Source organism: Exiguobacterium indicum HHS 31 (genome assembly GCF_001939065.1).
GTDB classification, from domain to species: Bacteria; Bacillota; Bacilli; order Exiguobacteriales; family Exiguobacteriaceae; genus Exiguobacterium_A; species Exiguobacterium_A indicum.
Genome location: NZ_MPSZ01000004.1, coordinates 84,573 through 108,697, shown reverse-complemented (window position 1 = coordinate 108,697; position 24,125 = coordinate 84,573). Strand labels below are relative to the sequence as shown.

Below are 24,125 nucleotides of genomic sequence, written 5' to 3'. Positions count from 1 at the left end.
TCTCGATTGAGAAAGCGTCTTTTTTCATGCATCAGCGAATACCGCGCATGTATTTTTGAAGTTTTGGTGCGAAAGCGAACAAGAGTAATCCGAAGATGACGGCAACGATACCTGTGATACCGAAGTACAAAATCTCCGTATCATTCGTGTAGTATTTAACGATTTGTGCGTTGACCGCTTGACCTGTTGCATTCGTCAAGAACCACAGACTCATCGTTTGCGCTGAGAAGGCTGCCGGCGCCAGTTTTGTTGTTGCCGATAGACCGACTGGTGACAAGAAGAGCTCACCGATGACGACGAGGAAGAAGCTCAGTGCAAGCCAGAGTGGACTAACTGACGTCTCCACACCGAACAGGATACCTGGTAGTGTCATGACGATGAACGAAAGTCCAGCGAACAGAAGACCAAACGAGAACTTTTGCATCGTCGTTGGTTGACGGTCACCGAGTTTGACCCAGAAGCTCGCAAAAACAGGTGCTAATACGATGATGAAGAGCGGATTCAACGATTGGAAGAATGCCGGTTGAATCTCAAATCCTAAGAATGAAAGGTTCGTCCGTTCACTTGCGAAGATCGAGAGGACGTATGAACCTTGTTCTTGGATTGCCCAGAAAATCGCTGCTGCGATGAACAACGGAATATACGCAATCAAACGTGAGCGCTCATCATCCGTGATCTTTGGACTACGAAGCATGACTGTGAAGTAAGCAATCGGAATCAAGATCCCGAGAATCGTGACCATTAAAGTAAAACGAGAAATCGTCAACAGTCCTGTCATCGATGCAACGACACCGAGTACCGCAACGACGACGACAACGATTGATGCGATCGTGATGAAGCGTTTTTTCTCGTCCCCTTTTAATGGGTTCAAGACATACGTACCCGCTTGACCAAGGTTTTTCTTTTTCGTCAAGACGAAGACGACAAGTCCTGCGAACATCCCGATGGCAGCGAGTGCGAAACCAGCATGATATCCACCGCGGTCAGCCACTTCACCGACGACGAGTGGTGAGAGGAATGCCCCAGCGTTGATCCCCATGTAGAAGATACTAAAACCAGCATCGCGGCGGTTATCCGTCTTGCTGTACAAATCACCGACGATATTCGATACGTTCGGTTTCAAGAAACCAGTACCGATGACGATAAGTCCCATCGAGATGAAGAGGGCTGTAATGCCTGCTGGTAAAGCAAGGACGATATGCCCTAGCATGATCAAGATACCACCATAGAAGACGGTGCGTGACGTACCGAGTAAACGGTCAGCTACCCATCCCCCAATGATCCCTGACATGTAGACGAGCGAACCATAAACTGCCATGATTGACGCAGCTGTCGTCTTATCGATACCTAGACCACCGTTGGCAACTGAATCGTACATGTAGAAGATAAGGATGGCACGCATGCCATAGTAGGAGAAACGCTCCCAAAACTCAGTGAAGAAGAGGGTGAACAACCCTTTCGGATTCCCGAAGAATCCTTTTTGCGGAACGGTCTTGTAGACCTGATCGCGATCAAACTCTGCCATATGATCGGCTCCTTTCATCAATCCTAAATAAGTGCATAATCCATCATCTTTTCCCGCTTTCCCCAAACGATAAGCGTGACGAAACAGATAGGATACGAATACACTGTTTTGCCTGAATTGTCTCACTTCTTTTTTTATATATGAGACAGCACTTTACCATTCAACCGCAAATCATTTGACGAGTCAAATATTATTTACGTTACAAGAATAACAAAAAGAGCAGTCGACTACTCGACTGCTCAGGATTGCATCTGTTTCGATTCAATGATTGTAATTCCAGGCGGTGCATGTAACGTTTCACGGATCATCGCCGCAGCGACTTGACCAGCTTCGATCGGAGCAATGGCACTCCGCTTCAACAAGGGGCGTAAAACCGTCGAAATTTTCGCAGCCGCTTGTTCGCCTAAGCGGAATTCATCTCGATCCCCTAGCAACAATGACGGTCTAAAAATCAATAACGCGTCATATCCGAGTACACGTAATCCGTTTTCCGTGTCCCCTTTTACGCGATTGTAGAAGGTTTTCGCATTCGGATGGGCACCGAGCGCCGAAATCAAGGCAAATCGTGTCGCCCCGAGGTCTAACAATTCACGACCAAGTTCAATCGGATATGTGTAGTCAACCTGACGAAATGCCTCTTGCGATCCTGCTTGTTTGATCGTCGTGCCCAGTGCACAATAGACATGGTCGACGACAGGTAGTTCAATTTCTGTCACACGATCAAAATCAATCACCCATTCTTCCAATTTCGGATGAAAACGGCGCATCGGGCGGCGAACGAGAACATGTACCTCGCTATACGCATCTTCTGCCAACAAACGATCGACGAGTTCTTGTCCGACTAGACCAGATGCTCCTAAAATTGCTGCTCTCATACGTTTCTCCCTCCTTCATGCTGTCGACCAATTGGTACGAAATAGGAACGGTTTCCGGTAATCCGTTCTCCGGCACGTACACCAATCGCACTTGGTCTTCCTCCTAAAATAAAGACACCATACATATACGCGACTTCTCCCTCTTCCTGAAGTGAGTACGTCGGTAATTCTTGATACGCTTGATAAACAGCCGGTTGATCACGAAACGTATGCTGTTCATTCTTTAGCATGATATGTCCTTGTCCATCATGGACCGTCACGGTATCTCCTTCACGCCCGAAGATTGGTTTTTTAACGAATGATCTCTGGCTTGAAATGAATGGATCAGCGGATAAGTACGTCGGTAAAAAGTAACGCGTAATCGTCATATGGTCCGTTTCGCTCAAGTACGGATGATTGGCTTCATGCAACATCCAGATCAATGCAAGAACCGACTTAGCTTGCATTAAAAAGGCAGACGGTGGATTGATGATTTCGAGTCGACCCGTCTCGACGAGTTGCAGGAGTAATTGTCCTAAATTTTTTCCGTCCTCATCCCGGTCAAGTAAGGCCATCTCAATCGGAAAGGTTTGACGATATAAGATATCGATTCTTTTACCAGCCTCATCGTACAGACCTTCTTCCGGACGAATCTCTAATGCATGAAGTGGACAATAGGTCGCATCACTCCAAAACGACTGCAAATACTCAGCTGTCAATCGATCCTCGATGTGGTCACCATGTGAGGTGAAGACGACATGCGGATGCTGTTTCGTCCGATGTATCGCGGCTTCGATCGCACGACGGACAGTTGCCTTCAGCCATTTGTTTTCCCCATCGTTGACCCGTTCAAAACCTTGTTTTTCCGCTACGACATCATTGACTTCAAATACTTCTTTAATGAAAGTCGGCGTATCCGCGTTCCATTCCATGAGTGAGATACGATCTGCCGTCGCAATGAAATCAAAGCGTCCGATGACGGTCAACGGTCGCATCGTCTCGAGTCGTAAAAAAGCGAGACTTTCAACTGGAAAGCCCAGCTCGAGCAGTGCCTCATCATCCATCGATCGAAGAATCGGAAGTACTTTTTCAAATATCTTGTAAACTTCTTGCGCCGCGATATGCAGTTGGTCGATTCGTTCTTCCGAGATGGGCATGATTTCCGTCACAGCGTACGGTTCCCCGTCTAGCACATCCCAAAAACGATCGATGTCTCCGTAAAAGGTTTGTCGTCTATTCATCCGCCGAAAAAGCCGGAAGATGAGCCTGTTCCGAATCCCTTTGTCTTCGTGTTATAACTCTTTACTTCTTTTGATTTCGGCGTATACCCTTTCGTTCGCATCGCACTATGCATCAAGGCACGTGATGCGAAATAACTACCACCCCAGTAATAGTATCCTGAATGGGTTGATGAACTATCATCACAGTACCAAACGCCTTCATCATTATCATACTCATAGTCATCACAATCCGGATCATCTGGTCGTTCCGCTCGTGCATCATCCGATCCACACCCACTCAGTGTCGTTCCGATCAACAGTGTTGCAGCTAGTGTCGCTTGTTTCATCCAATTCACCGTCTCAGTCCCCTTTCCTTTGACTCTCGTTATGGATAGTATACGCTTTTTTGGAGAGAAAAGTTTCTTTGTTCTGTCGGAACTTTTTTTCCTTCAATGTGGTAATAGTATCTATAGAACGAAAAGGAGGATTTACGCATGTCACTTGCCTACTACGTTGAAGAAAATGGTGAATTCCATCCGATCTATCAATATGATCGTTATGCGATTGAACCGGAAGAGATCATCGCCCACCAACTCTGCGAATTTCATATCATCGAAGGACATCAATACGAGCTTCGTTCCAATGAGATGGCAGGTGATTACGATCAATTGATTGTCGATCATATCAAGGCATCACCGCGTGCGACAGAAGAACGCGTTTATCCACCGCATCAAATTCATATCGAGTTCAGAGAATATTTATCTGACAGCGCGCAACCGCTCTTAAAGACATCAACGGTTCCGAATCACGTCCAAGCGATGCGTTTTTTGATCAAGGACAAAATTGAAGTCGAAGGACACGGTGTGTTTGAGCGTGACAGCTGTGAAATCGATATCGACCGAAATTGTTACGTCGTCTATCTTGCCGATACACTTTGAGATGTAAAATCAGGTCTCTTCATTTCCAAGAGACGTTTTTTTTGGCATACTAGAAAGTAAGAACGAATCAATCGAGGTGAACGAACATGAGTGAACAACCAAAAAAACTATCATTGCAAGAGGCAATGATCGAACGCTTGAAAGCAAAAAAACAAGCGCAAACAAAACGTCCGACTGGCTTACAAGGAACACAAACGAAACAATTGACGAGCCAACAGACGAAAAAAGCAAACAACCAGAAAAAACGGACAGGCGTCTAAGTCACAGGAATTCATGAAATAAGGAGTAATTATGAGTATTTTAACGGTATCTAACTTAAGTCACGGATTCGGTGACCGCGCCATTTTCGAAAATGTCTCCTTCCGCCTGTTAAAAGGCGAGCACATCGGTCTCGTCGGTGCGAACGGTGAAGGAAAATCGACGTTCATGAACATCATTACGTCGCAACTTGAGCCGGATGAAGGAAAAGTCGAATGGGCGAAGCATGTACGCGTTGGTTATTTGGATCAGCACGCTGTCCTTGAAAAAGGATTAACCATCCGCGATGCACTTAAAGGTGCATTCCAGTACATGTTCGACATCGAACAGGAAATCAATGATTTGTACGGTAAAATGGGCGAAGTCGAGCCAGAAGAACTGGAAAAGATGCTCGAAGAAGTCGGCGTCTTGCAGGACATTCTGACGAATAACGACTTCTATACGATCGATGCAAAAGTCGAAGAAATCGCGCGCGGTCTTGGGCTCGATGAGATCGGACTCGACCGGGATGTACAAGAGCTCAGTGGTGGACAGCGGACGAAAATCCTGCTCGCCAAACTCCTTCTTGAAAAACCGGACATTCTCTTACTTGATGAGCCGACCAACTATCTCGATGTCCAGCATATCGAATGGTTGAAACGCTACTTGAATGAATATGAGAATGCGTTCATCTTGATTTCGCACGATATTCCATTCCTCAATAGCGTCATCAACTTGATTTATCATATGGAAAATCAAGAATTGAATCGTTATGTCGGTGATTACGACAACTTCGTCACGATCCATGAAGCGAAGAAAAAGCAACTCGAGTCCGCGTTCAAGCGTCAACAGCAGGAAATCTCTGAGTTGAAGGACTTCGTTGCCCGGAACAAAGCCCGTGTCTCGACACGGAACATGGCGATGTCGCGTCAGAAGAAGCTCGATAAGATGGATGTCATCGAACTTGCGCAAGAGCGTCCAAAACCAGAGTTCCACTTCCTCCAAGCACGGACACCAAGTAAATTGATGTTCGAAGCAAAAGGTCTCGTCATCGGATACGATGAGCCACTTTCGCGCCCTCTTGATCTGACGATCGAACGTGGGCAGAAGATTGCGTTGCACGGTGCGAACGGAATCGGGAAATCGACGTTGCTCAAGAGTTTGCTCGGTGAAATTCCAGCTGTCTCGGGTGTCGTTGAGCGAGGCGAGAACTTGCATATCGGGTACTTCGAACAAGAAGTTAAAGAGAAGAACTCGAATACGTGTATCGAAGAGATTTGGAATACGTTCCCGTCTCTGACACAACAACAAGTCCGTGCTATGCTCGCGAAGTGTGGTTTGATGACGAAACACATCGAATCGAAAATCGAAGTGCTCAGCGGTGGGGAAAAAGCGAAAGTCCGTCTTTGTAAATTGATGAATACGGAATCGAACATCCTCGTACTCGATGAGCCGACGAACCACTTGGACGTCGAAGCCAAAGAAGAATTAAAACGTGCGTTACAAGAGTACAAAGGAACCGTCCTGTTGATCTCACACGAACCAGAATTCTATGAAGCTGTTGCGACAGACTTATGGAACTGTGAATCATGGACGACAAAAGTATTCTAAGCTACACCATACAAAAGATGGGATGCCCAGAAGGGTATCCCATCTTTTTAGTTCATACACTTAATCATTGCATGATCGTGCATCTTCACGCACACTAAGACTTAGAAAATGATTATGAAGGAGCGTGTTTTTTTGGAAACGATCACGAAAAAGGCAACACTATCCTATCTCCATGTTCCAAGCGGTGGTTCAGAACAGTTGATTGCCCGTCTCTATTCACCTGAACATACAGCGAATGCTCCACTGATTGTCCTCTTCCACGGATTTCCCGGGAAACAGTTGAACATGGACTGGGCAGTTCAACTTCAAAGTGCAGGGTACCATGTACTCGTCACGTCGTATCGTGGAACGATCGGGAGCCCTGGAACCTTCCGATTCCAACATGTTTTGGAAGACGCGACCGCGACACTACAGCACGTCTGCTCAGAGTCTTTCACTGCCGAACATGGCATCAAGGCGGATCAGATTACCGTCGTTGGTCATAGCATGGGCGGTTTCGCCGGTCTACATGCTTTTGCTGAGACACCAGAGGCTGCACATTATGTCGGAATCTCTCCGTTTAATTTTGGTCTCGTCGGTCAGCTCGTCCTCGAACATCCGGAATACGAAGCTGCGCTACACGGTGTACTCGAACGAGGAGCTGGTTTCCTAAATGGTGCCGTTGCTGACGCGTTACTCGATGAGTTGAAGCACCATCATACGACTTGGAATTTACTGACGCTAAAAGAACGTCTAGCCGATCGCTCGATGTTGCTTATGACGTCAGAAAGGGACGAAACATCGATCAAAGCACTCCATCATGACTTATTGCTATCCGACAGTCCGTTCGAGGAAGCGATTGTCGATAGTGATCACAACTATATCGAGAATCGGGACGCTGCCTTTAACGAATGGACAGCTTGGCTCGCCCGACAATGAAAAGAGCGCTCAGCGTATGACTGAGCGCTCTTTTGCTGAAGTTCGAGTCCGTTGCACAGGACGGATCCGTATCCGATAAAGGACGAGCGTAAACATCGTCAGTGTTGAGATAGCGTACCAGATCGTCGTGAACAGGGTTCCGGTATCCGTACCGATGAAAAGACCATGTGCCGTCATTAATAGCCAAGCAGGTAAGACCAGCCAGTGTGTCAATTTCCAAAGCGTCTTGCCTAACGTCTCCTTTAAGAAATCCGAAGTCACGAGAACGAATCCGAATAAGTAGAGACTGATCGTTCCTAGCGCATTCCAGAGTGGTTCATAAGAAGCTTGGCCCGGAATCAGGACTTCAAAGATCGTCAGTGGTGCGTATGAATCGACGATGATGAGCGTCGCATGAAGGACGATTGCGAGCAAACCTGCCCAGCCACTATATAAGTGCACGTGATGCAGTCGTGCTTTTTGTTTTTTGAGTGCCGGGTAGGAACCGAGCAATCCCGCTAAGACAGAAATCGTCATGAAGAAGTGCCCACTTAATCCACTCAACCGGATCATCGTCCATGTTGAGAACAACCATTTCATCCAGTCCATGTCTCACTCACTCCCTTCTGTTCACTTCGCCATTCCCCAGCAGTATCCAAAATCAATAATCGTCCTTTTGGAAACCAACGAAACAGCTTTTCTTGACGTTCTGTCTCTGTCATCTGAAAGGCAAGCTTCGTCATGACTTCGGCTTCATAGAGTTGTGGCGCAGATGCCGTCACTTGAAGAATCGGACTTCTCGTCGGACGTCCTGTTCGTCCATCTAACAAATGATGATGCGTCTGTCCGTCCGTCTTCCACGATCGATAGACACGGTTCGATGTCGCAATCGCACCTTGTCGTAATTGCATGTCAGCGACGCGTTGTTCGGTCTCGGGATGCGTGATCGTGATATTCCATGGTTCCTCCTCGGACCAGACGATGACGTCACCTCCCGCTTCAATCAATCCACGACTCCAGCTTTTTCGTAGTCGCTGCGCTGCGATCATCGCGGCAGCTCCTTTTCCGATTCCACCTAGGTCGATAAAACCGCCTCCGACTCGCGTCACGTCACATCCTTCAATGATGAACGGGGCGATCTCTGGTGGAGCAACCTCTTCATAAGCGACAGCTTGTGTGAAGGGAAATGATTGGCGATAGCCATTGGCTTGTTGTTGCGCCAGCAGGAATGGGGAAAAATAACGTTCGGTCTGCTCGAAGTATCGCGTGGCGCGGGCCAGTAAGCGGGCTAACGGTAAGGACACAGATAACGTGTCGCCGATCCGTAAGCGATTCAATCGACTGACTTCACTTTGCTTATCAAAGCGTGACCACTGCCGATCCACATAATGAAAGAATCGGACAAGTTCCTCCCATTCTGCTTCATCGATCGGCTGATCCGTCACGAACCGCACCTGATTATGCATCGCATACAATTGTCGCTCCATCTTCCTCCTCCTTACCTCGAATGGCTAGACTGACCGTCACTTGATCCACCGGGTTGACTGAAGCCAGACGATTCATCACCTTGCCATTGATCATCATCGTCATCTTCGTAATATCCATCATCCCCTTCGTATTCGCCATCATCATCGCTATACTGATTCCCTTGAGATGGTAGCGTCGTATCGTTCGAATACGTATCGCCTGTCGAAACAGGTGTCGTAGAGGAATCGTTCGAACTGACACTCAACTGACCAATCGCAAGTCCGATGAAGACGGAACTACTAAGCCCGACGAGCCATTTCGCAAATGGTTTTGGTTTCATCTGTTTCCTCTCCCTTCTTGTTACGTTTACTGTATCGAAAAAAACTGACAACTAACTGACGGCAACTATGGGATAATGAGAAAAAAAGAGGAGCGATGTGCATGCGCGTTTTGGTAGCAGAAGATGATCAGCGTCTTGCGAAGATGTTACGCCTCCATTTGGAGCGGGCAGGATATCAGGTAGATGTTGCGCAGGATGGAGTGGAAGCGCTCCTCCAATGTCAGACGTATCGCTATGACTTACTCGTTCTCGATTGGATGATGCCTCGTAAGAGCGGAGTCGAAGTCGCCGCTACCTTACGGCAAGAACAGTTTGAAGGCGGCATCTTGATGCTGACTGCTCGCGATACGGAAATCGATCTCGTTCATGGTCTCGATAGTGGAGCCGATGACTATCTCGTTAAACCGTTTCAATCGAATGAATTACTGGCACGACTGCGCGCGCTCAGTCGTCGTCAACAAAAGGCATTCGTGTCGACGGTTTCTTTCAATGGACTACTCCTCGATCTGTCCTCACAAACGATTTCTTACGAGCGACATCCAATCGATTTAACACGACGTGAATTTGAATTCCTTTCCTTACTGTTAAGACGACCTGAACAGGTGATGAGTCGTGAATTGATCATCGAAGTCGTGTGGGGGATCAGGGCGGATATTACGGATAACGCGCTCGATGCGCTCGTCCGACTCGTTCGAAAAAAATTAGATGCGGTCGGTGCTCCTAATTTGATTCGGACAGTTCGCGGATTCGGTTATCGTTTAGGTGATCCGCATGCTTGAATCGATTCGAAAACGACTGACCTTGTTATTCAGTGGCTCGTTTTTTCTTGTACTAGTCCTTATCCTGATTGGTGTGTATGTCACGAACGCTCAATTGCTGAATCGAATGGAATTGAATCAATTGAAGAGCGTATCTGATCGAGATATCTTCGAACGGATCGAGCATGGGGAGGATCACTTCATTCGAAATCCGATCTACTTCCAGTTACTCGATGGTTCAGGAAACGAACGCTATGCAAGTCTGCCGCCAGACGTCGAGTCCAAAACACTGCGCCGTTTTTTAAGCTCGAATGATACGACGCAACAAGTGGAATGGGATGATCGACACTTCTTGCTGTATCAACGGAGTACCGAAGAAGGACGGCTACTACTGATGAAGGACATCTCTCCGACCGAAGACACCTTACAGCGATTGATTGCCGTTCTGGCGGGGATCGCGGTGCTCGCAACGATTGTCCTGACGCTAGTCGGATATATCCTTGCTGGTCGAGCCGTCATTCCGGTGCAACAAGCATTCGATCGTCAACGTCGTTTTACGTCCGATGCTTCACATGAACTACGGACACCTCTGACAATCGTCTACAGCGGGATTGAATTGCTAGAAGCGGAATCACTTTCGAATGAAGGGCGTACGATTCTAGAGGACGTTAAAGCAGAAACGGCAGGCATGCAGTATTTAGTCTCTGATTTATTATTGCTTGCGCGAGAAGGACAACCTTCACCGAAACAGGAAGTTGACCTTAGTTCGCTCGTTCAAAAGACCGTCGAACGTTTTCAGCACGCCTACTCGAATCGCGTCATCCACGCTTCGATAATGCCTGACTTACGCATGAAGGGAGATACCCATCAATTGAACCGCTTATTGACGGTCTTTCTTGAGAATGCTCTTGTCTACAGCGATGACGTCATTGATGTCTCTCTCGAAGAAACTACTACAGAACGCCAGTTGACGATACAGGACCGCGGAATCGGTATCGCTTCCAATCAACAAACTAAAATATTCGAGCGTTTTTACCGGGGGGACCATTCGCGTCACGGAACAGGAACCGGTCTTGGGTTATCAATCGCTCAATCCATTGCGGAGCAACATGGCGGAACGATTTCCATTGATTCCACATTAGGTGAAGGTACACGGTTCATCATTCATTTCCCAACTCTTTAAAACGGTGTCAGTTAACTGTCAGATAAGCAGGGTAAAGTGAAATTATGCTTTACCATACTTATCCAAGGAGGTTTTTGATATGTTGGGGAACGTACCGCTTCATCCACTTCTTGTCCATGCACCGATTGCACTTTTATTATTTGCGACGATCCTATTACTCATCAGTCTGAAGTGGACACAATTCAAACTGTTTGCCCTTTTTACGTTAGTCGTCGGTCTGATTTCCGGAGTCGCTGCCTATTTGTCTGGAGACGGAGCAGAAGAGTATGCGGAAGCGAATTTAAGCAGCGTTACCCATGCTGCCATCGAAAATCATGAGCATTTTGCACTGTTCAGTCTTGTTGCCTTTGGTGTCTCGCTGTTATTTCTTTTGTTAGGTTACCGCTCGAACAAAAAAATGTTTTTATTACTCAGTTTCGTTGTTGCCATCGTCGGTAGCGGACTACTTGCTTATACTGGTCATCTCGGTGGTCAGATGGTCTACGCCAAATAAAACAAGAGCCGGTCTATTTTCTCTTTTGATAAGAGAAGTAGACCGGCTTTTTTATCTTGTTTCTGTTTATTTACGATGTGCACGTCCCGGGCGACGGTTATTCGAACGACGTGTGTTTCCACGTCCTTCTGTCGTCTTCCGTGATCCTTTACTTTGATCGTGCTGTGCGCGAATCGCTTCTTCAGACAATTCGACGACGATCGGCGTGACCGAGATGTTCAATTCCCGTTCCATATCACGGAACGTCCGACCATCTTTTGGTGTTACGATGGAAACGGCAATTCCGTCGTTCCCAGCACGTCCTGTCCGACCAATCCGGTGAACGTAGCTTTCCGCATCATCCGGTAAATCATAGTTAAAGACGTGTGTCACACCTGTCACATCAAGTCCACGCGAAGCAACATCTGTTGCGATCAGGAATTGTGTTTTTCCTTGATAGAACTTCGCCATCGCTTTTTCACGTTTCCCTTGCGTTAGTCCACCGTGCAATTCATCCGTCGGATACCCTTGCATCTGCATTTCTTCGTTCAATTTACTAACGCGACGTTGTGTACGGCAGAAAATAATGGCTGCGTACGGACGCATCTCGTCAAGCATCGTCCGCAGTGTCGCTTGCTTGCGGCGATCCGTTGTTTCGACGACGAACTGTTCGATCGCTTCAACAGTAATGCTTTCCGCCTCCACCTGTACTTCGACTGGATTACGCAAATACGTTTTCGCCAGTTCCTCTACTTTCGGTGGCATCGTTGCAGATAACATGACGAATTGACGATCAACCGGTGCTGCTTCGATGATGTCTTCAATTTCTGGCAAGAAACCGATTTGCAGCATTTGGTCCGCCTCATCCAAGACAAGCGTCCGTAATTCACTTAAATCAAGTGTACCGCGACCGACGTGGTCAAGAATTCGTCCTGGTGTCCCGATGATGATTTGTGGCATCCGACCGAGGCGTTGAATCTGTTTAAAGACGTCTTGTCCACCGTATACAGCAAGCGCACGGTACTGTTCCGTGTTCCGAATCAGTTTATGCGTCTCATCGGCAATTTGACGCGCAAGTTCGCGTGTCGGTGCGACGATCAATGCTTGTACTGTTTGTGATTCGACATCGATTTGCTCAAGGATTGGCAAGAGAAACGCTAATGTCTTCCCTGTTCCCGTTTGCGCTTGACCAATCAAGTCGCGTCCGTCGAGTAATGACGGAATCGCCTGTTCTTGAATCGGTGTTGGTTCCTTGATGCCTTGTTTTTGTAATTTTTTTATCCACAGGTCACTGATGTGTAATGTTTCAAATGTTGACATGATATATCCTCCTAAAAATTATCCACAGAAAAAAGCTGTGGATAACCTGCTTCGCATAGACAAAAACAGTTATCCACAGCCGTGCTCTATTCAGTATACACAATTTACGCGTTTGTTGCTTCCTGTTTTAGCTTCCAGTCGAGCACGAACGTACCAAACGGGATGAATGATGCGATGAACGCAATCCCCGCTTTGACGATCGACCAATCGTATTTGAATTTCACGACCGCGAGCCAGAGTGCATACATGACGAACAAGACACCGTGAAGTGCACCCACGACCGAAACAGCTTGCGGAATATCCGCCATATACTTCAACGGCATCGCAATCAACAGTAAGACTAAAAACGAGATTCCTTCTAGTATCGCAATCATTCGGAATTGCCCAAGCGTAGTTCTTAACATCCCGTCACTCCTTTTTCTTGATTCCTGTTCTTAGTATACGGGATGGACGATCCTTCTGTGACCTGTGTCACAGGATTGTCAGATTTCAAGTGGACGTAACCGCGCTTCGATGGCAGCTCGCTTTGGTTCAAGAAATGGTGGTAACGCAAGCGTCTCCCCTAACGTTTCAACCGACTCATCCGTCGCGAATCCCGGTGTATCTGTCGAGAGTTCGAATAAGATATGGTTCGGTTCCCGGAAGTAAAGAGCTTGGAAATAGTGACGATCGACTTTACCAGAGTTCGGTAAGTGATAGGCATTCAGGCGTTCGACCCACTTTTCATATTCATCACTGTTCGGTACTCGGAACGCGACGTGATGGACGCCACCACGACCAAGACGTTCTCGGTCGAGATCTGGACGTGCCTCGATATGAACCTCTGCTCCGATACCACCTTCTCCCGTTGCATAGACTTCAATCGGTGCAAAGTCACCTGCTAAAGATGGATAAGAACCTACTTTTCGGAATCCCATGACTTCCGTCAGTACACGGATCGTCAACGTCGGATCGTTGACCGTCAATGTGACGGCTCCTAGTCCAACGATTGCATGCTCCGATGGAATTTCTTCTTGCGGCCATGGTACACCACCTGTGACACCTACCTCACCATCTTCTGCGACGAGAATCAAACGTGTTCCTTCCTGATCACGAAAGGCGAGTGTTCGACGCCCTGCTCGCTCGACGATTTCATCGTGATCCACACCTTTCGCTTCAAAACGTTGTTTCCAAAAATGAAGTGCAGCCGTTGTTTTGACACGAAGCGATGTCGAAGAGATACTCGATGCCCCCGGTACGCCCGTTCCAAGATGCGGAATATCAAAAAACGTCAAGTCCGTTCCTGGATTCCCTTCCGCATCTCCATAAAACAAATGATACGATGTCGTGTCATCTTGATTGACAGTCTTTTTGATCAGACGCATGCCAAGTATTTGTGTGTAGAATTGATAATTGCGTTCCGCCATGCCTGTTAAGATCGATACATGATGAATTCCGAGTAATTCCATCTTCCTCACTCCTTGTCAATGATTTGGTAATTGGAGTATATCTCACATTTATCTTGAATTCAAGATATTAGTCTAATAAAAAACCGCCCCTCCGAAAAGGGACGATTGAATAGTTGAAATTAAAGTTTTACGACGTTAGCAGCTTGTGCTCCACGTGCGCCTTCAGTGATTTCGAACTCAACTTCTTGACCTTCGTCAAGAGTTTTGAAGCCTTCACCAGTGATTGCTGAGAAATGTACGAATACGTCTTCTCCGCCTTCAACTTCGATGAAACCGAAACCTTTTTCTGCGTTAAACCATTTTACTTTACCTGTGTTCATGGGAACAACCTCCAAAAATAAATTACTTAATACATATGCTGGGCATATGAAAAGAATTCATTATTGTCCCGAAATACATGGAGCAACGAAAAGATTGTTCGTGACACGATGTGAATCCGTAATGACAATAACAATATTAAGCTAACGTAAGTATAGAATGGATGCGCTTTAAAAGTCAAGTTGTCAGACCAATGTTTTTCCAATTGATTCCACTTCTTCTACATAACTAAAACAAAAAACAGGTTCAGCCGAAACTGAACCTGTTCTTCTGTTTTAACGGTGGATCCAGACAGCTCCAGCAGAGTTATCTTTTGCTTCACCGATGACTTCAATCTTCAAACCATTGTTCGGGAGTAGTTTCCCTGCATCCGGAATCAACTGGTTGATATACGATTTCGAATCATCGAACTTTGTCACACCTGGGAGACCTTTATAATCGTATGTTCCACGTGATGGCGAATCAATCAACCATGCAGGTGCTTTATCAAAGCTAAACGCAGCATCTGCGATTTGGTAACGTGTGCTTCCTGTCGTGACCGGTTTACCATTGAGTGTTCCGACAATTGCTTCAGGATGTGAGTCAACGACTCCAAGGAATCCTTCACCTGGGTGAACACCTACCCAGTTATCGTCAAAGCTCGAATCACCGTACCAGACGACAAGCCCTGTGTTATACTTCACGCCGCGTGCATGCTCGAGTGCTTTATCCGAGCCTGCATAGTTACGCCATTCGAGGTAGTATGCGTTATCTGCGTAAGAGAAACCGTCTGATGCGACGAAACCGTCAAGCGTGAATTTCGGCGTACCTTCTGCATCATCTTCAAAGACGACTTTACCGTCAACCGTTAGCTTCGCGTTATCAAGTGCGAATCCATCTAGCGCAAGACCAGCGTCTCCGACGTAATCAAATTTCAATGTCACTTTTTTACCCGCGAATTCGCTGAGATCGTACGATTTATCTACCCATGCTCCTTTAGTAGAATCAGCGCGCTGATCTCCATCTGTATCTTCATCACCGATTGTATCGATGACTTTTGATTGTCCATCCGCCGTCGCTGTAACAGTCAAGAAGTCGTAGTTATATTCAATATCATACAATGTTTTGAAGTCGAACTTCGCTTCTTTCGCATTCGTCAAATCAAACTCCGGGGATGTCATGGATGTATGCAAGTCGTTCCCTTTTGTGCTGTAGTAATACTTTTTACCAAATGCCGGTGCGATGCCTTTTACCGGTTTTTTCGGTAAGTTGACTTTGATGATTCCTGGATTTTTCGATTTCGTGACGCTCTGATCGAGGTACGAAGCTGTTCCTAGCTTATCTAAGGAATCAAAATCAACTTGTTGGATATTCGCCCAGTTTCCACCCATCACATTTTGGAAGAACTCTTTGTTTTGTGGTGAGAAACTTGTTGGTTCTGTTCCGGCGATATTTCCGTTCCAGCTACCACCACTCATGATGGACCATGAAGCGACTGGTTCACCTTGACCCGTGTACTTCGTATCGTACTCATCAGGAAGTCCAAGATCATGACCAAATTCGTGCGCGAAGACACCAACCGCACCATCTTCAGGCTGCACCGTGTAATCATAAGCAGCCATTTTTCCACCCCAGTAATCAACACTTGCTGTCGTATTTGCTACCGGATGAACACCATCTAACGTCCAGCGGTGTGACCAGATTGCATCGTCACCAAGAGTACCGCCACCTGCTTCTTGTCCCGTACCCGCATGAATGATCATCAAGTGATCGACGAGACCATCTGGTTCGTTCAAGTCACCGTCTCCATCCATATCGTACTGGTCGAACTTATCGTAATCTGCTAAGTTAATGCCAGCTTTAACAGCTGCCGCTAACGAATCCTTGACGAGACCACGTGGTCCTTTTGATCCCGGTAAGTTATCGTTTCCACCAGCAGGATTATCTGAACCGTAATCCTTCGCTGTACCAGGAACCGTCAACCAGTTCGATACCGTACCATCGACTGAATAACTACCACCTGATTGTTCTTCATAGTATTGTTTGAACGTCTTTACTTTGTCACCATTGAAAAGTTCGAATTCTTTATCACCAAACATTAAATCTTGGTAATGTTTTTGATTGAAGTCATCTGAGTACATATATCCAGGTTCTTGAACGACGTTGTTGTGCTTGAAGTCGCTGTACTCGACGAGGAGGACAAGGACTTTATCCGTCCGTGTTGCACCGTTATAGGCTGCCTGTTTCGCTTTATCTACTTTGACGAAGCCGTTTGGATTGCCTTTTTTGTAGTTTCCGTGTTTTTTCTTCAATTGTTTAGCAAGTTTTTCCTTTTGCTTTGTTAAGAAGTCTTTTGTCTTCTTATCAAATGCTGCTTCTTTACTGGATTCATGATCATGATCGTGATCAGCAGCCGGTTTTCCGTTCGCCTTTTTGTCCAGATACTTTTGAACGGCTTGTTGTTTTGCTTCTGTTGAAGCTGCTTTTGAAATGACCCCACGTTTTTCAAGCACTTTTGCTAATCGATCCTGATCGACCGTGTTTAAATCCATCGGTGCACCAGGTGCTACTTTTTCGGCTGCTTGTACGGACGTTACCTGCCCACCAGGTAACACCGGACCAACAGCAAAAGCAGCTGCCGTAATTCCAGATAGAACGGCTAGACTAAGCTGTTTCTTTTTCCCCACGTGAATTGACCCCCTATGTAGTAGTGAAAAGCATGTGATTACTATACTTTTCTGAATATTCAAATCATAGGTTATTTTATTTCGTTAATCAATCGCTTTTAAGATAATTAGTTCTTTTCGACCATACCTATTTTTTGGAATTTAAATTAATCGGTTATTTTAAAAATCACTCTCCTTTTTTGTAAAAATGACCGGATTTCTTCTTTTGTTTCACGGTACGCTGAAATCACTCTGATGATTACATAAGGAGGATACAATGAGCGCTATAAAACGTTTTGAACGTCATTTGCTTAGAAACTATTTAATTGGTTCATTTGTCGCTGTGTTCGGCGTCGGATGTCTATTTATTTTTGAGACACTGACTTTTACCGGTACAGAACAACTCATTCTAATTGGTATCATGTTTTTTTCTGTTAGTTTAATGGTTTTATTAGAATATCTCGTCTACTCAAAGCATGTTCGCTCTTTACGATACTTCTTTCAAACTGACTTTCCTTCGCTGTCTTCTTTTCAAAATGCTTATCGGACAGCGCATCGGTTTCCGGTTCTGACAGTTCAGCGAATCATGGGACCACACTTCTTAGGTCTCTCGGTTCCTTCGTCACTTTTAACGGCACTCGCGATCTCTCAAGGATGGTTACGAATGCCGTACTATTTGATCGGTCTCGCCTGTTTTGGTGCTGTCCTCGTCGCAATTCTCCACGCTTTGATCGAGTTTTTTCTGACTTATCGTGTCACGGAGCAGATGCTACTTACTTTAGAGAAACATGCTCTTGATCGCAGATTCGATGTTCCGAAAAAAACGACGGTTGTCACGTTAAGACACAAGATGCTCATCAGCACCTTGATCATCGGCGTTTTTCCGGTCATGCTGTTCGTTCTCGCCTCAGCTGTACAACTAACGGAAAATGAGAGCCTTCGTTCCTACTGGAGTTGGGCGACACTCATCTTAGTCGTCATCTTGTCCGTCGCGACGTTTTGTAGTCTTCTTCTTTATGAAAACATCCGAAAGCCGATTGCGATTCTCCAGCAAGGGATTCAAGATGTCGAAAATAATCGACTCATCTCGTTACCGAATCCCTATTCTGATGAATTTTCTCATCTCGTCTCCGGCTTTAACCTGATGATGGAAGGAATCAAAAAACGCGATGAACAAAATGAGCAATTGCTCGATAGTCTGTTTACGTTATTTGCGGCAACACTCGATGCCCGGGATCCTTACACGGCCGGACACTCGCTTCGCGTTGCTGCCTATTCCGTCGAAATCGCTACTGCTGCAAACCTGCCGCACGAACAAATCGAGTTGTTACGTAAATCAGCGCTATTACATGATATCGGAAAGATTGGGATTCGAGATGATGTGTTGTTGAAAGAAGGACGCTTGACTGACGAAGAATTTCAGATCATCCAACAACATCCTGTCATCGGTGTGCACATTCTATCGCAAGTTCAGCTCCCAAAGACGTTACAACCGATTCTTCCTGGGGTAAAGTACCATCACGAACGCTACGACGGAAAGGGGTATCCGGAAGGTCTCGTAGGAGAAGACATTCCACTGTTCGGTCGAATCATGGCCATTGCCGATGCCTACGATGCGATGACATCCGATCGTCCCTATCGTAAGGGAATGCCTGTTGAGAAAGCTTTATCTATCTTAGAAGAAGGCATGGGTACACAATGGGATGCTACCTTTACGCGTCTTTTTCTAGACTTGAAACGTTCGCTAATCAAAGACGTGTCATAAATACGGAAAGGAGATTCTCATGCATCCGAAAATCGTGGAACGTCATGAATTTTATTTTGTTGGTCTTGGACTGACTTGCGAAGAAAACGAACTGCATACGTTGATGCCGGAACTCTGGCGTGAATTTTCAAGACGTTCACATGAGATTCCTGCAAAGCCAGATAGCTATCCGCTTGATATCTCACTCGAACGAAATGGAACCAAATACTCCCAATGTGTCGGGTATCCCGTCTCCTCACTCGATGGCATCCCAAAAGGAATGAAAGGTCACCGGATTCCAGCTGCGCGTTATGTCTTCTGGAAGCACGAAGGACCGGATATCGAAATTTGGAAATCATTCGAGAAAATCCAACGCTTTGCTTCAAAGCAAGGAATCGAGCTTGATCCACATGATTTTAAAATTGATGAGACCCGAGATGACGTCCACCATCTCTACCAACGCATTCGCTGAACCATTCTCTTGAATGGTTCTTTTTTCGTCTTGAAATATCTTTTACAGTTAATAATTCAGTCCAGGTACTACGGACTATATTCAGAAAATTCGATTTAATTCGAATGACTTATTCTCGCTTTCTTCATTCTTTGGCATAGTTAGACTCAACCCAAACAAGGAGGCGATTTATTTTGAAAAAGTTTCTCGCTACATCGCTTGTCGCAAGTGTACTTGTTGTTCCTACAGTCGTAGGTGCAGAAGGTCTTCAGTCTGGTAAACTCACGAAAGCTTCGTCAGAACCAGCTGCAACGATCGTTAAAGATTTCGTGAACAAAAAAGGTGACTTTGCTGTTCAGAACGTCGAAAAAGACGGATCTTCACAGATCGTACGTCTCCAACAAGAAGTGGATGGCGTCCCTGTCTTTGGTAGTGTCGTCGTCGGGAACGTCGCGAAAGACGGTACTTTGAAAGCAGTCGTAAACGATGCGATCAACGTTAAAGGAAAACCAGGTCTCGCGAAAAAAGCAACGCTCTCTGAAAAGAAAGCGATCAAGCTTTATCAAAAAGCAATCAAGGCTTCTAAATTCGAAGTCGCTCCAAAAGCAGAACTCGTCATCTATCCAGTAAAAGATGATGCTGTGTATGCATACAAAGTCACATCGACTGTCCTCGCGGGCAAAGAGCCATCACGTTGGACATACTTCATCGATGCGAACTCAGGTAAAGTACTTAACAAGTTTGACCAACTCGCTCACGCAACAGGTACGACAGTACTTGGTACAAGCGCAACATTCAATACGACGTTGAGCGGTTCAACGTACTATCTTCAAGATACGACGCGTGGTAAAGGTGTCTACACATACGACGCGAAAAACCGGACATCACTCCCAGGAACACTCTGGGCAGATGCAGATAACGTCTTTAACGCGACATATGACCGCGCTGCTGTCAGTGCACACGTCAACGCTGCAAAAACATATGATTTCTATAAAAACACATATGGTCGTAACAGTTACGACAACGCTGGTGCACGCTTGAACTCAACAGTTCACTATTCAACGAACTACAACAACGCATTCTGGGATGGCACGAAGATGGTCTATGGTGACGGAGATGGCACGACATTCGTCGCACTCTCGGGCGCACTTGACGTCGTCGCTCACGAATTGACACACGCTGTCACAGAATACACAGCTGGTCTCGTGTACCAAAACGAATCTGGTGCGATCAACGAAGCCGTTTCAGATATCATGGGTACAGTAGCTGAGTATACAGTCGGATCGAACTTCGACTGGCTCGTAGGAGAAGACATCTACACACCTGGAGTTAGCGGTGACGCACTCCGTTCGATGTCGAACCCAGCTGCTTACGGCGATCCTGATCACTACTCAAAACGTTACACAGGTACACAAGATAACGGTGGTGTCCATATCAACTCTGGTATCATCAACAAAGCTGCTTACCTCCTCGGTAACGGTGGAACGTTCTACAACGTATCTGTCACAGGAATCGGTGTACCGAAACTCGGTGCGATCTACTACCGTGCCCTCAACACGTACTTGACTCCGAACTCGAACTTCAGCTCACTCCGTGCAGCAGTCATTCAATCGGCAAAAGACCTCTACGGTTCAACAAGTGCGGAAGCAACAGCTGCAGCGAAATCATTTGATGCAGTAGGCGTCTACTAAGAAAATCTCCTCCCAAAGGATTTTCATATTTCCTCCCGAGTGTCGGACTCGGGAGGTTTTTTGCGCAAAAAAGACGGATTCGCTTGAAGCGAATCCGCCGTTCATTCATTCTTGTCCAGGATCACGCGCAAGACGTAGACGCATCTTGCCGTTGTCCGGGAACACTTTTAGTTGTAAGGATTCTCCCTCGTACCATGTACCATAGCTCGTATCGACGACGGGTTCACCTAGTGTCGATAATCCACCAGTCGACGCATTCGTCCAGTCGATTGCTTCAATGATTCCGTCCGAGACAACGAGCAGATATCCAGCATTCGAGAAGTAGTACGTATTGACGGCATCCTTTTGTGTATTACCGACGGCACCGTACTTCTTTTCGAATTCAGCGATCGGTTTTCCGAGATACTGCTCCGGCTTGTCGATCGGTTGGTTGGCGACTGCTTGTGAGAGCGCCGCAAGAACGGCTTTGTCTGATGTCCCTTTTGGTGCTTCTAAACGAACTTCACTTTCCGGTAAGTACCCTTCGATACTGTCATTGAGTTTGAGATGAACCATGCCGTCCTTCGCATCTAACACCTCATAGACATCACCTAAATCTGCTTTGTAGATGACACTACTACGACTCGCATCGCTATAGACATTCGCGAACGGACGTGTCACCCAAGCCGCTTGCGCATACTCTGCTGCTTTTTTCTTTGATTTTTTCTTTTCTTTTTTCGCTTCTTTTTTATCTTTCGACGCTGCTGTTTCTTTCTTCGACTCATCGTTTTTCGTTGCTTGATCGGTCGTTTTCGGCTTCTCGAGCGTCGATGTTGCTTGAGAGGCGTCGTTGTTCGTCAACATATATAACCAACCACCGACGATGAATACCGTCGCGAGAATACCACCAAAGGCAATCCCTCGACGATTTCGTTTTTGTTTCCGTCTTTCTCGACGCGACTGTCGTTCTTGTTCTTGTTGGTGTTCACTCATGTATGGTTCCTCCTGAAAAAGTCGACACAGTTTTTCCCCACTATACCACCAATGTTTACTCGAAATATTTAAATTTCGATGACAGTTCGACCACGATGACGTGAAGTCAGCAAGGCTTCTGCGACTTCAGGTAAGTCGTTTAGTGTTTTGACGTCGACTTCTGACGCAAGATCGACCTGCCAGTCACTCGCTAAACGTTGCCATAGCTCTTCGCGATAGGTAATTGGTGTTTGCACCGCATCGATTCCGATCAAGCGGACGCCACGTAGGATGAAAGGATAAACTGTCAACGTCATTTCTGCCCCACCGACGTTCCCACACGTCGTGACGACACCACCATATTGTACGAAGCGAATGACGGACGCGAGCAATGGTCCCCCTACCGTATCAATGACACCGGCATAAAGCCCCTTTTTTAGAGGACGATCGGTTTCTTCTAGGAACGTAGCACGATCTAGTACCTCAGCCACTCCCTTTTCAAGCAACCGTTCTTGTTCTACTCGTTTTCCGGTCACGGCATGTACCGTGTACCCTAAGCGAATCAGTAAAGCAATCGCAATCGTACTAACGCCACCCGTCGCTCCCGTCACGAGGATCGGTCCTGCATCCTTCGAGACGATTCGCGATAATTCATCAACCGATTGCGCTGCCGTCAATCCAGCCGTTCCATATTGCATCGCTTCTAATGGATGAATGGATTCTGGAAGTCGCGTCACCCAATCGGCTGGTACACGTATGTATTCTTGAAATCCGCCCGAAGTGTTCATCCCGAAATCAAAGCCATTGACGACGACGGCTTGACCGGTTTGAAATCGTTCATCTGTCGTTTGTTCGATGTATCCTGCTGCGTCAACGCCCGGTGTATGCGGATAGGATTTCGTCACCCCACGATTACCCGACATCGATAAAGCATCCTTATAGTTGACGCATGAGTGCGTGACACGAATCAGGACGTCTCCTTCTGGTAAATCATCGACGTTCTTTGTCTCGATGTTCCCCTCATACGATCCGTCGACTTCTCGGACGACGAATGCTGAAAAAGTGTGTTCCATGATCTCTCTCCTTTCGCTTGTGCTTCTCTATACCCTGTTGTTTCCATCGACACACTAAAAATCCCTGCCGTTTTTCAAAGAAGCGACAGGGATTGAGGATCATATACAACAGCAAGTCTCGAGCGTTTTCAATCAAACTGATGCATAAATGCTCCGAATTCTCCCTGAATCGTTTGCTTGTCCCTCTCCGATAACGTAGTAGCTTTTTCTGTGTATCGTTCTAAGAGATAGGCTTTTATTAAGAGATGAGAAGGTTGAAATCCGATACGCAGGAACCATTCCTGAAACGTCTCTGTATCATGCCGCTGTAAACGGACCGGTAGGATCTGATTGAACTGGATGAGCTGTTTGCGAATCCAGGCATCTGGTAGATCGATTTGTTCCTCTGTCAAAATAAAGTCATTATGGGGAGGCTGTACTTGGAGGTCAGTTTTTATCAGTTCTTCATTGTGCTTCTTGGTCTTTCGACGTTTCCGCCAAACGATATAGCTTATGATGAATAGAGGGAGAACAAGCAAGCTCACCAGTAACATCGATGAGGGCGCTCCCCCTTTTCCATTCATACCTCTCTTAGCATTTTTAACCCCTACAACGACCACCTTACTCTTTTTCGGTTTAAGATCTTTCTGCTTTTTCGGCTTTTCGTTCGTGTCCCAAACACGCAAATCTTCATCATTTTTTATCTTCTTTTTCGGCAACCACGAAAGAAAAGGAATGTTTAACAATTTTCCATTTTTATTGCAGTTCGGTTTACATGATCTATTCATTTCGATTCCAGACGTCTGAACCGCTTTTGGCTTCATTGCTTGAAAAGCCGCTTCTGTCAGTGGCTTACCGATTCCTAAGATTAGCAAAATCAGTCCGATACCAATTACGAGTCGTTTTCGAAGTGACATCAGAAGACCCCCTCTTTTAAATACCATTATAATCCATATTAAAAATTTTTGTGTATTTTTATGGATGTCTTGAAACGAGGAATGAT

The 24,125-nt window shown here is 46.2% G+C and carries 25 protein-coding genes; 10 read left to right on the top strand and 15 right to left on the bottom strand.

What is annotated here, in order from left to right:
• Nucleotides 1-31: 31 nt before the first annotated feature.
• The 4 genes from N179_RS11330 to N179_RS11315 all read right to left on the bottom strand — a co-directional run bounded on the left by N179_RS11330 (nucleotide 32) and on the right by N179_RS11315 (nucleotide 3,946).
• Nucleotides 32-1,525: a peptide MFS transporter gene (locus tag N179_RS11330; protein WP_023469735.1), complete on the bottom strand. Its 1,494-nt coding sequence runs from the start codon at nucleotides 1,523-1,525 to the stop codon at nucleotides 32-34.
• A 239-nt stretch (nucleotides 1,526-1,764) separates the two neighbouring features.
• The gene (locus N179_RS11325; protein ID WP_023469736.1) at nucleotides 1,765-2,400 is read right to left on the bottom strand and encodes a Rossmann-fold NAD(P)-binding domain-containing protein; all 636 of its coding nucleotides are present in this window, start codon (nucleotides 2,398-2,400) and stop codon (nucleotides 1,765-1,767) included.
• Nucleotides 2,397-3,620, bottom strand: a complete 1,224-nt coding sequence (locus N179_RS11320) for a glutathionylspermidine synthase family protein (RefSeq protein WP_075642903.1) — start codon at nucleotides 3,618-3,620, stop codon at nucleotides 2,397-2,399. Before N179_RS11320 ends, N179_RS11325 begins: the two co-directional genes overlap by 4 nt.
• A complete protein-coding gene (locus N179_RS11315; RefSeq protein ID WP_035395686.1) occupies nucleotides 3,617-3,946 on the bottom strand; it encodes a hypothetical protein in 330 nt (109 codons plus the stop codon). The genes N179_RS11320 and N179_RS11315 overlap by 4 nt, the downstream gene beginning before the upstream one ends.
• A 147-nt stretch (nucleotides 3,947-4,093) precedes the next feature.
• Here N179_RS11315 and N179_RS11310 point away from each other — a divergent pair, with 147 nt between their 5' ends.
• The 4 genes from N179_RS11310 (at nucleotide 4,094) to N179_RS11300 (ending at nucleotide 7,303) form a co-directional block, all read left to right on the top strand.
• Nucleotides 4,094-4,537, top strand: coding sequence for a hypothetical protein (locus tag N179_RS11310; protein ID WP_023469739.1), 444 nt, complete (start codon nucleotides 4,094-4,096; stop codon nucleotides 4,535-4,537).
• 86 nt (nucleotides 4,538-4,623) lie between these two features.
• Nucleotides 4,624-4,797, top strand: a complete 174-nt coding sequence (locus N179_RS17055) for a hypothetical protein (RefSeq protein WP_023469740.1) — start codon at nucleotides 4,624-4,626, stop codon at nucleotides 4,795-4,797.
• Nucleotides 4,798-4,828: 31 nt separating this feature from the next.
• On the top strand, nucleotides 4,829-6,385 hold the full coding sequence (locus N179_RS11305) for an ABC-F family ATP-binding cassette domain-containing protein (protein WP_023469741.1): 1,557 nt from the start codon (nucleotides 4,829-4,831) through the stop codon (nucleotides 6,383-6,385).
• A 132-nt stretch (nucleotides 6,386-6,517) separates the two neighbouring features.
• A complete protein-coding gene (locus N179_RS11300) occupies nucleotides 6,518-7,303 on the top strand; it encodes an alpha/beta hydrolase family protein (protein WP_035395579.1) in 786 nt (261 codons plus the stop codon).
• 9 nt (nucleotides 7,304-7,312) lie between these two features.
• Here N179_RS11300 and N179_RS11295 read toward each other — a convergent pair whose 3' ends face one another.
• The 3 genes from N179_RS11295 to N179_RS11285 are packed head-to-tail and all read right to left on the bottom strand — an operon-like array spanning nucleotide 7,313 to nucleotide 9,089.
• The gene (locus N179_RS11295) at nucleotides 7,313-7,891 is read right to left on the bottom strand and encodes a ferric reductase-like transmembrane domain-containing protein (RefSeq protein ID WP_075642902.1); all 579 of its coding nucleotides are present in this window, start codon (nucleotides 7,889-7,891) and stop codon (nucleotides 7,313-7,315) included.
• The gene (locus N179_RS11290; protein ID WP_035395574.1) at nucleotides 7,879-8,769 is read right to left on the bottom strand and encodes an FAD:protein FMN transferase; all 891 of its coding nucleotides are present in this window, start codon (nucleotides 8,767-8,769) and stop codon (nucleotides 7,879-7,881) included. The genes N179_RS11295 and N179_RS11290 overlap by 13 nt, the downstream gene beginning before the upstream one ends.
• A gap of 11 nt (nucleotides 8,770-8,780) precedes the next feature.
• Nucleotides 8,781-9,089: a hypothetical protein gene (locus N179_RS11285; RefSeq protein ID WP_075642901.1), complete on the bottom strand. Its 309-nt coding sequence runs from the start codon at nucleotides 9,087-9,089 to the stop codon at nucleotides 8,781-8,783.
• Nucleotides 9,090-9,190: 101 nt separating this feature from the next.
• Here N179_RS11285 and N179_RS11280 point away from each other — a divergent pair, with 101 nt between their 5' ends.
• The 3 genes from N179_RS11280 (at nucleotide 9,191) to N179_RS11270 (ending at nucleotide 11,523) form a co-directional block, all read left to right on the top strand.
• Nucleotides 9,191-9,868 carry a response regulator transcription factor gene (locus N179_RS11280; RefSeq protein WP_075642900.1) on the top strand — a complete coding sequence of 226 codons (678 nt, stop codon included), beginning with the start codon at nucleotides 9,191-9,193 and terminating at the stop codon, nucleotides 9,866-9,868.
• On the top strand, nucleotides 9,861-11,030 hold the full coding sequence (locus tag N179_RS11275) for a sensor histidine kinase (RefSeq protein WP_075642899.1): 1,170 nt from the start codon (nucleotides 9,861-9,863) through the stop codon (nucleotides 11,028-11,030). Before N179_RS11280 ends, N179_RS11275 begins: the two co-directional genes overlap by 8 nt.
• A gap of 79 nt (nucleotides 11,031-11,109) precedes the next feature.
• Entirely contained in the window at nucleotides 11,110-11,523 is a 414-nt protein-coding gene (locus N179_RS11270; protein ID WP_023469748.1) for a DUF2231 domain-containing protein, read from the top strand.
• A gap of 66 nt (nucleotides 11,524-11,589) precedes the next feature.
• Here N179_RS11270 and N179_RS11265 read toward each other — a convergent pair whose 3' ends face one another.
• The 5 genes from N179_RS11265 to N179_RS11245 form a co-directional block, all read right to left on the bottom strand.
• A complete protein-coding gene (locus tag N179_RS11265) occupies nucleotides 11,590-12,822 on the bottom strand; it encodes a DEAD/DEAH box helicase (RefSeq protein ID WP_023469749.1) in 1,233 nt (410 codons plus the stop codon).
• Nucleotides 12,823-12,926: 104 nt separating this feature from the next.
• The gene (locus N179_RS11260; RefSeq protein WP_023469750.1) at nucleotides 12,927-13,226 is read right to left on the bottom strand and encodes a DUF3817 domain-containing protein; all 300 of its coding nucleotides are present in this window, start codon (nucleotides 13,224-13,226) and stop codon (nucleotides 12,927-12,929) included.
• A 78-nt stretch (nucleotides 13,227-13,304) separates the two neighbouring features.
• On the bottom strand, nucleotides 13,305-14,270 hold the full coding sequence (locus N179_RS11255; protein ID WP_023469751.1) for a ring-cleaving dioxygenase: 966 nt from the start codon (nucleotides 14,268-14,270) through the stop codon (nucleotides 13,305-13,307).
• A 119-nt stretch (nucleotides 14,271-14,389) separates the two neighbouring features.
• Nucleotides 14,390-14,590, bottom strand: coding sequence for a cold-shock protein (locus tag N179_RS11250; RefSeq protein ID WP_023469752.1), 201 nt, complete (start codon nucleotides 14,588-14,590; stop codon nucleotides 14,390-14,392).
• 273 nt (nucleotides 14,591-14,863) lie between these two features.
• Complete coding sequence (locus N179_RS11245) at nucleotides 14,864-17,254, bottom strand: immune inhibitor A domain-containing protein (protein WP_035395567.1); 2,391 nt, start codon at nucleotides 17,252-17,254, stop codon at nucleotides 14,864-14,866.
• Nucleotides 17,255-17,510: 256 nt separating this feature from the next.
• On the opposite strand from N179_RS11245, the gene N179_RS11240 reads away from it, so the two are divergent.
• The 3 genes from N179_RS11240 to N179_RS11230 all read left to right on the top strand — a co-directional run bounded on the left by N179_RS11240 (nucleotide 17,511) and on the right by N179_RS11230 (nucleotide 21,119).
• A complete protein-coding gene (locus N179_RS11240; protein ID WP_055969624.1) occupies nucleotides 17,511-18,998 on the top strand; it encodes an HD-GYP domain-containing protein in 1,488 nt (495 codons plus the stop codon).
• Nucleotides 18,999-19,017: 19 nt separating this feature from the next.
• Nucleotides 19,018-19,449 (top strand): GyrI-like domain-containing protein, encoded by a 432-nt coding sequence (locus N179_RS11235; protein WP_023469755.1) that lies wholly within the window; start codon nucleotides 19,018-19,020, stop codon nucleotides 19,447-19,449.
• A 173-nt stretch (nucleotides 19,450-19,622) separates the two neighbouring features.
• The gene (locus N179_RS11230) at nucleotides 19,623-21,119 is read left to right on the top strand and encodes a M4 family metallopeptidase (protein ID WP_023469756.1); all 1,497 of its coding nucleotides are present in this window, start codon (nucleotides 19,623-19,625) and stop codon (nucleotides 21,117-21,119) included.
• Nucleotides 21,120-21,224: 105 nt separating this feature from the next.
• Here the strand turns inward: N179_RS11230 and N179_RS11225 are convergent, their stop codons facing one another.
• The 3 genes from N179_RS11225 to N179_RS11215 all read right to left on the bottom strand — a co-directional run bounded on the left by N179_RS11225 (nucleotide 21,225) and on the right by N179_RS11215 (nucleotide 24,039).
• The gene (locus N179_RS11225; protein WP_035395562.1) at nucleotides 21,225-22,091 is read right to left on the bottom strand and encodes an SH3 domain-containing protein; all 867 of its coding nucleotides are present in this window, start codon (nucleotides 22,089-22,091) and stop codon (nucleotides 21,225-21,227) included.
• 68 nt (nucleotides 22,092-22,159) lie between these two features.
• Nucleotides 22,160-23,143 (bottom strand): YhdH/YhfP family quinone oxidoreductase, encoded by a 984-nt coding sequence (locus N179_RS11220; RefSeq protein ID WP_075642898.1) that lies wholly within the window; start codon nucleotides 23,141-23,143, stop codon nucleotides 22,160-22,162.
• A gap of 128 nt (nucleotides 23,144-23,271) precedes the next feature.
• On the bottom strand, nucleotides 23,272-24,039 hold the full coding sequence (locus N179_RS11215) for a hypothetical protein (RefSeq protein ID WP_075642897.1): 768 nt from the start codon (nucleotides 24,037-24,039) through the stop codon (nucleotides 23,272-23,274).
• Between the last annotated feature and the right edge of the window lie 86 nt (nucleotides 24,040-24,125).

Coding starts and splice junctions, on each gene's coding strand:
- N179_RS11280 (WP_075642900.1), top strand. CDS start 9,191: ATGCGCGTTTTGGTAGCAGAAGATGATCAGCGTCTTGCGAAGATGTTA.
- N179_RS11330 (WP_023469735.1), bottom strand. CDS start 1,525: ATGGCAGAGTTTGATCGCGATCAGGTCTACAAGACCGTTCCGCAAAAA.
- N179_RS11290 (WP_035395574.1), bottom strand. CDS start 8,769: ATGGAGCGACAATTGTATGCGATGCATAATCAGGTGCGGTTCGTGACG.
- N179_RS11285 (WP_075642901.1), bottom strand. CDS start 9,089: ATGAAACCAAAACCATTTGCGAAATGGCTCGTCGGGCTTAGTAGTTCC.
- N179_RS11235 (WP_023469755.1), top strand. CDS start 19,018: ATGCATCCGAAAATCGTGGAACGTCATGAATTTTATTTTGTTGGTCTT.
- N179_RS11320 (WP_075642903.1), bottom strand. CDS start 3,620: ATGAATAGACGACAAACCTTTTACGGAGACATCGATCGTTTTTGGGAT.
- N179_RS11250 (WP_023469752.1), bottom strand. CDS start 14,590: ATGAACACAGGTAAAGTAAAATGGTTTAACGCAGAAAAAGGTTTCGGT.
- N179_RS11220 (WP_075642898.1), bottom strand. CDS start 23,143: ATGGAACACACTTTTTCAGCATTCGTCGTCCGAGAAGTCGACGGATCG.
- N179_RS11275 (WP_075642899.1), top strand. CDS start 9,861: ATGCTTGAATCGATTCGAAAACGACTGACCTTGTTATTCAGTGGCTCG.
- N179_RS11315 (WP_035395686.1), bottom strand. CDS start 3,946: ATGAAACAAGCGACACTAGCTGCAACACTGTTGATCGGAACGACACTG.
- N179_RS11260 (WP_023469750.1), bottom strand. CDS start 13,226: ATGTTAAGAACTACGCTTGGGCAATTCCGAATGATTGCGATACTAGAA.
- N179_RS11265 (WP_023469749.1), bottom strand. CDS start 12,822: ATGTCAACATTTGAAACATTACACATCAGTGACCTGTGGATAAAAAAA.
- N179_RS17055 (WP_023469740.1), top strand. CDS start 4,624: ATGAGTGAACAACCAAAAAAACTATCATTGCAAGAGGCAATGATCGAA.
- N179_RS11215 (WP_075642897.1), bottom strand. CDS start 24,039: ATGTCACTTCGAAAACGACTCGTAATTGGTATCGGACTGATTTTGCTA.
- N179_RS11295 (WP_075642902.1), bottom strand. CDS start 7,891: ATGGACTGGATGAAATGGTTGTTCTCAACATGGACGATGATCCGGTTG.
- N179_RS11255 (WP_023469751.1), bottom strand. CDS start 14,270: ATGGAATTACTCGGAATTCATCATGTATCGATCTTAACAGGCATGGCG.
- N179_RS11270 (WP_023469748.1), top strand. CDS start 11,110: ATGTTGGGGAACGTACCGCTTCATCCACTTCTTGTCCATGCACCGATT.
- N179_RS11305 (WP_023469741.1), top strand. CDS start 4,829: ATGAGTATTTTAACGGTATCTAACTTAAGTCACGGATTCGGTGACCGC.
- N179_RS11225 (WP_035395562.1), bottom strand. CDS start 22,091: ATGAGTGAACACCAACAAGAACAAGAACGACAGTCGCGTCGAGAAAGA.
- N179_RS11325 (WP_023469736.1), bottom strand. CDS start 2,400: ATGAGAGCAGCAATTTTAGGAGCATCTGGTCTAGTCGGACAAGAACTC.
- N179_RS11240 (WP_055969624.1), top strand. CDS start 17,511: ATGAGCGCTATAAAACGTTTTGAACGTCATTTGCTTAGAAACTATTTA.
- N179_RS11310 (WP_023469739.1), top strand. CDS start 4,094: ATGTCACTTGCCTACTACGTTGAAGAAAATGGTGAATTCCATCCGATC.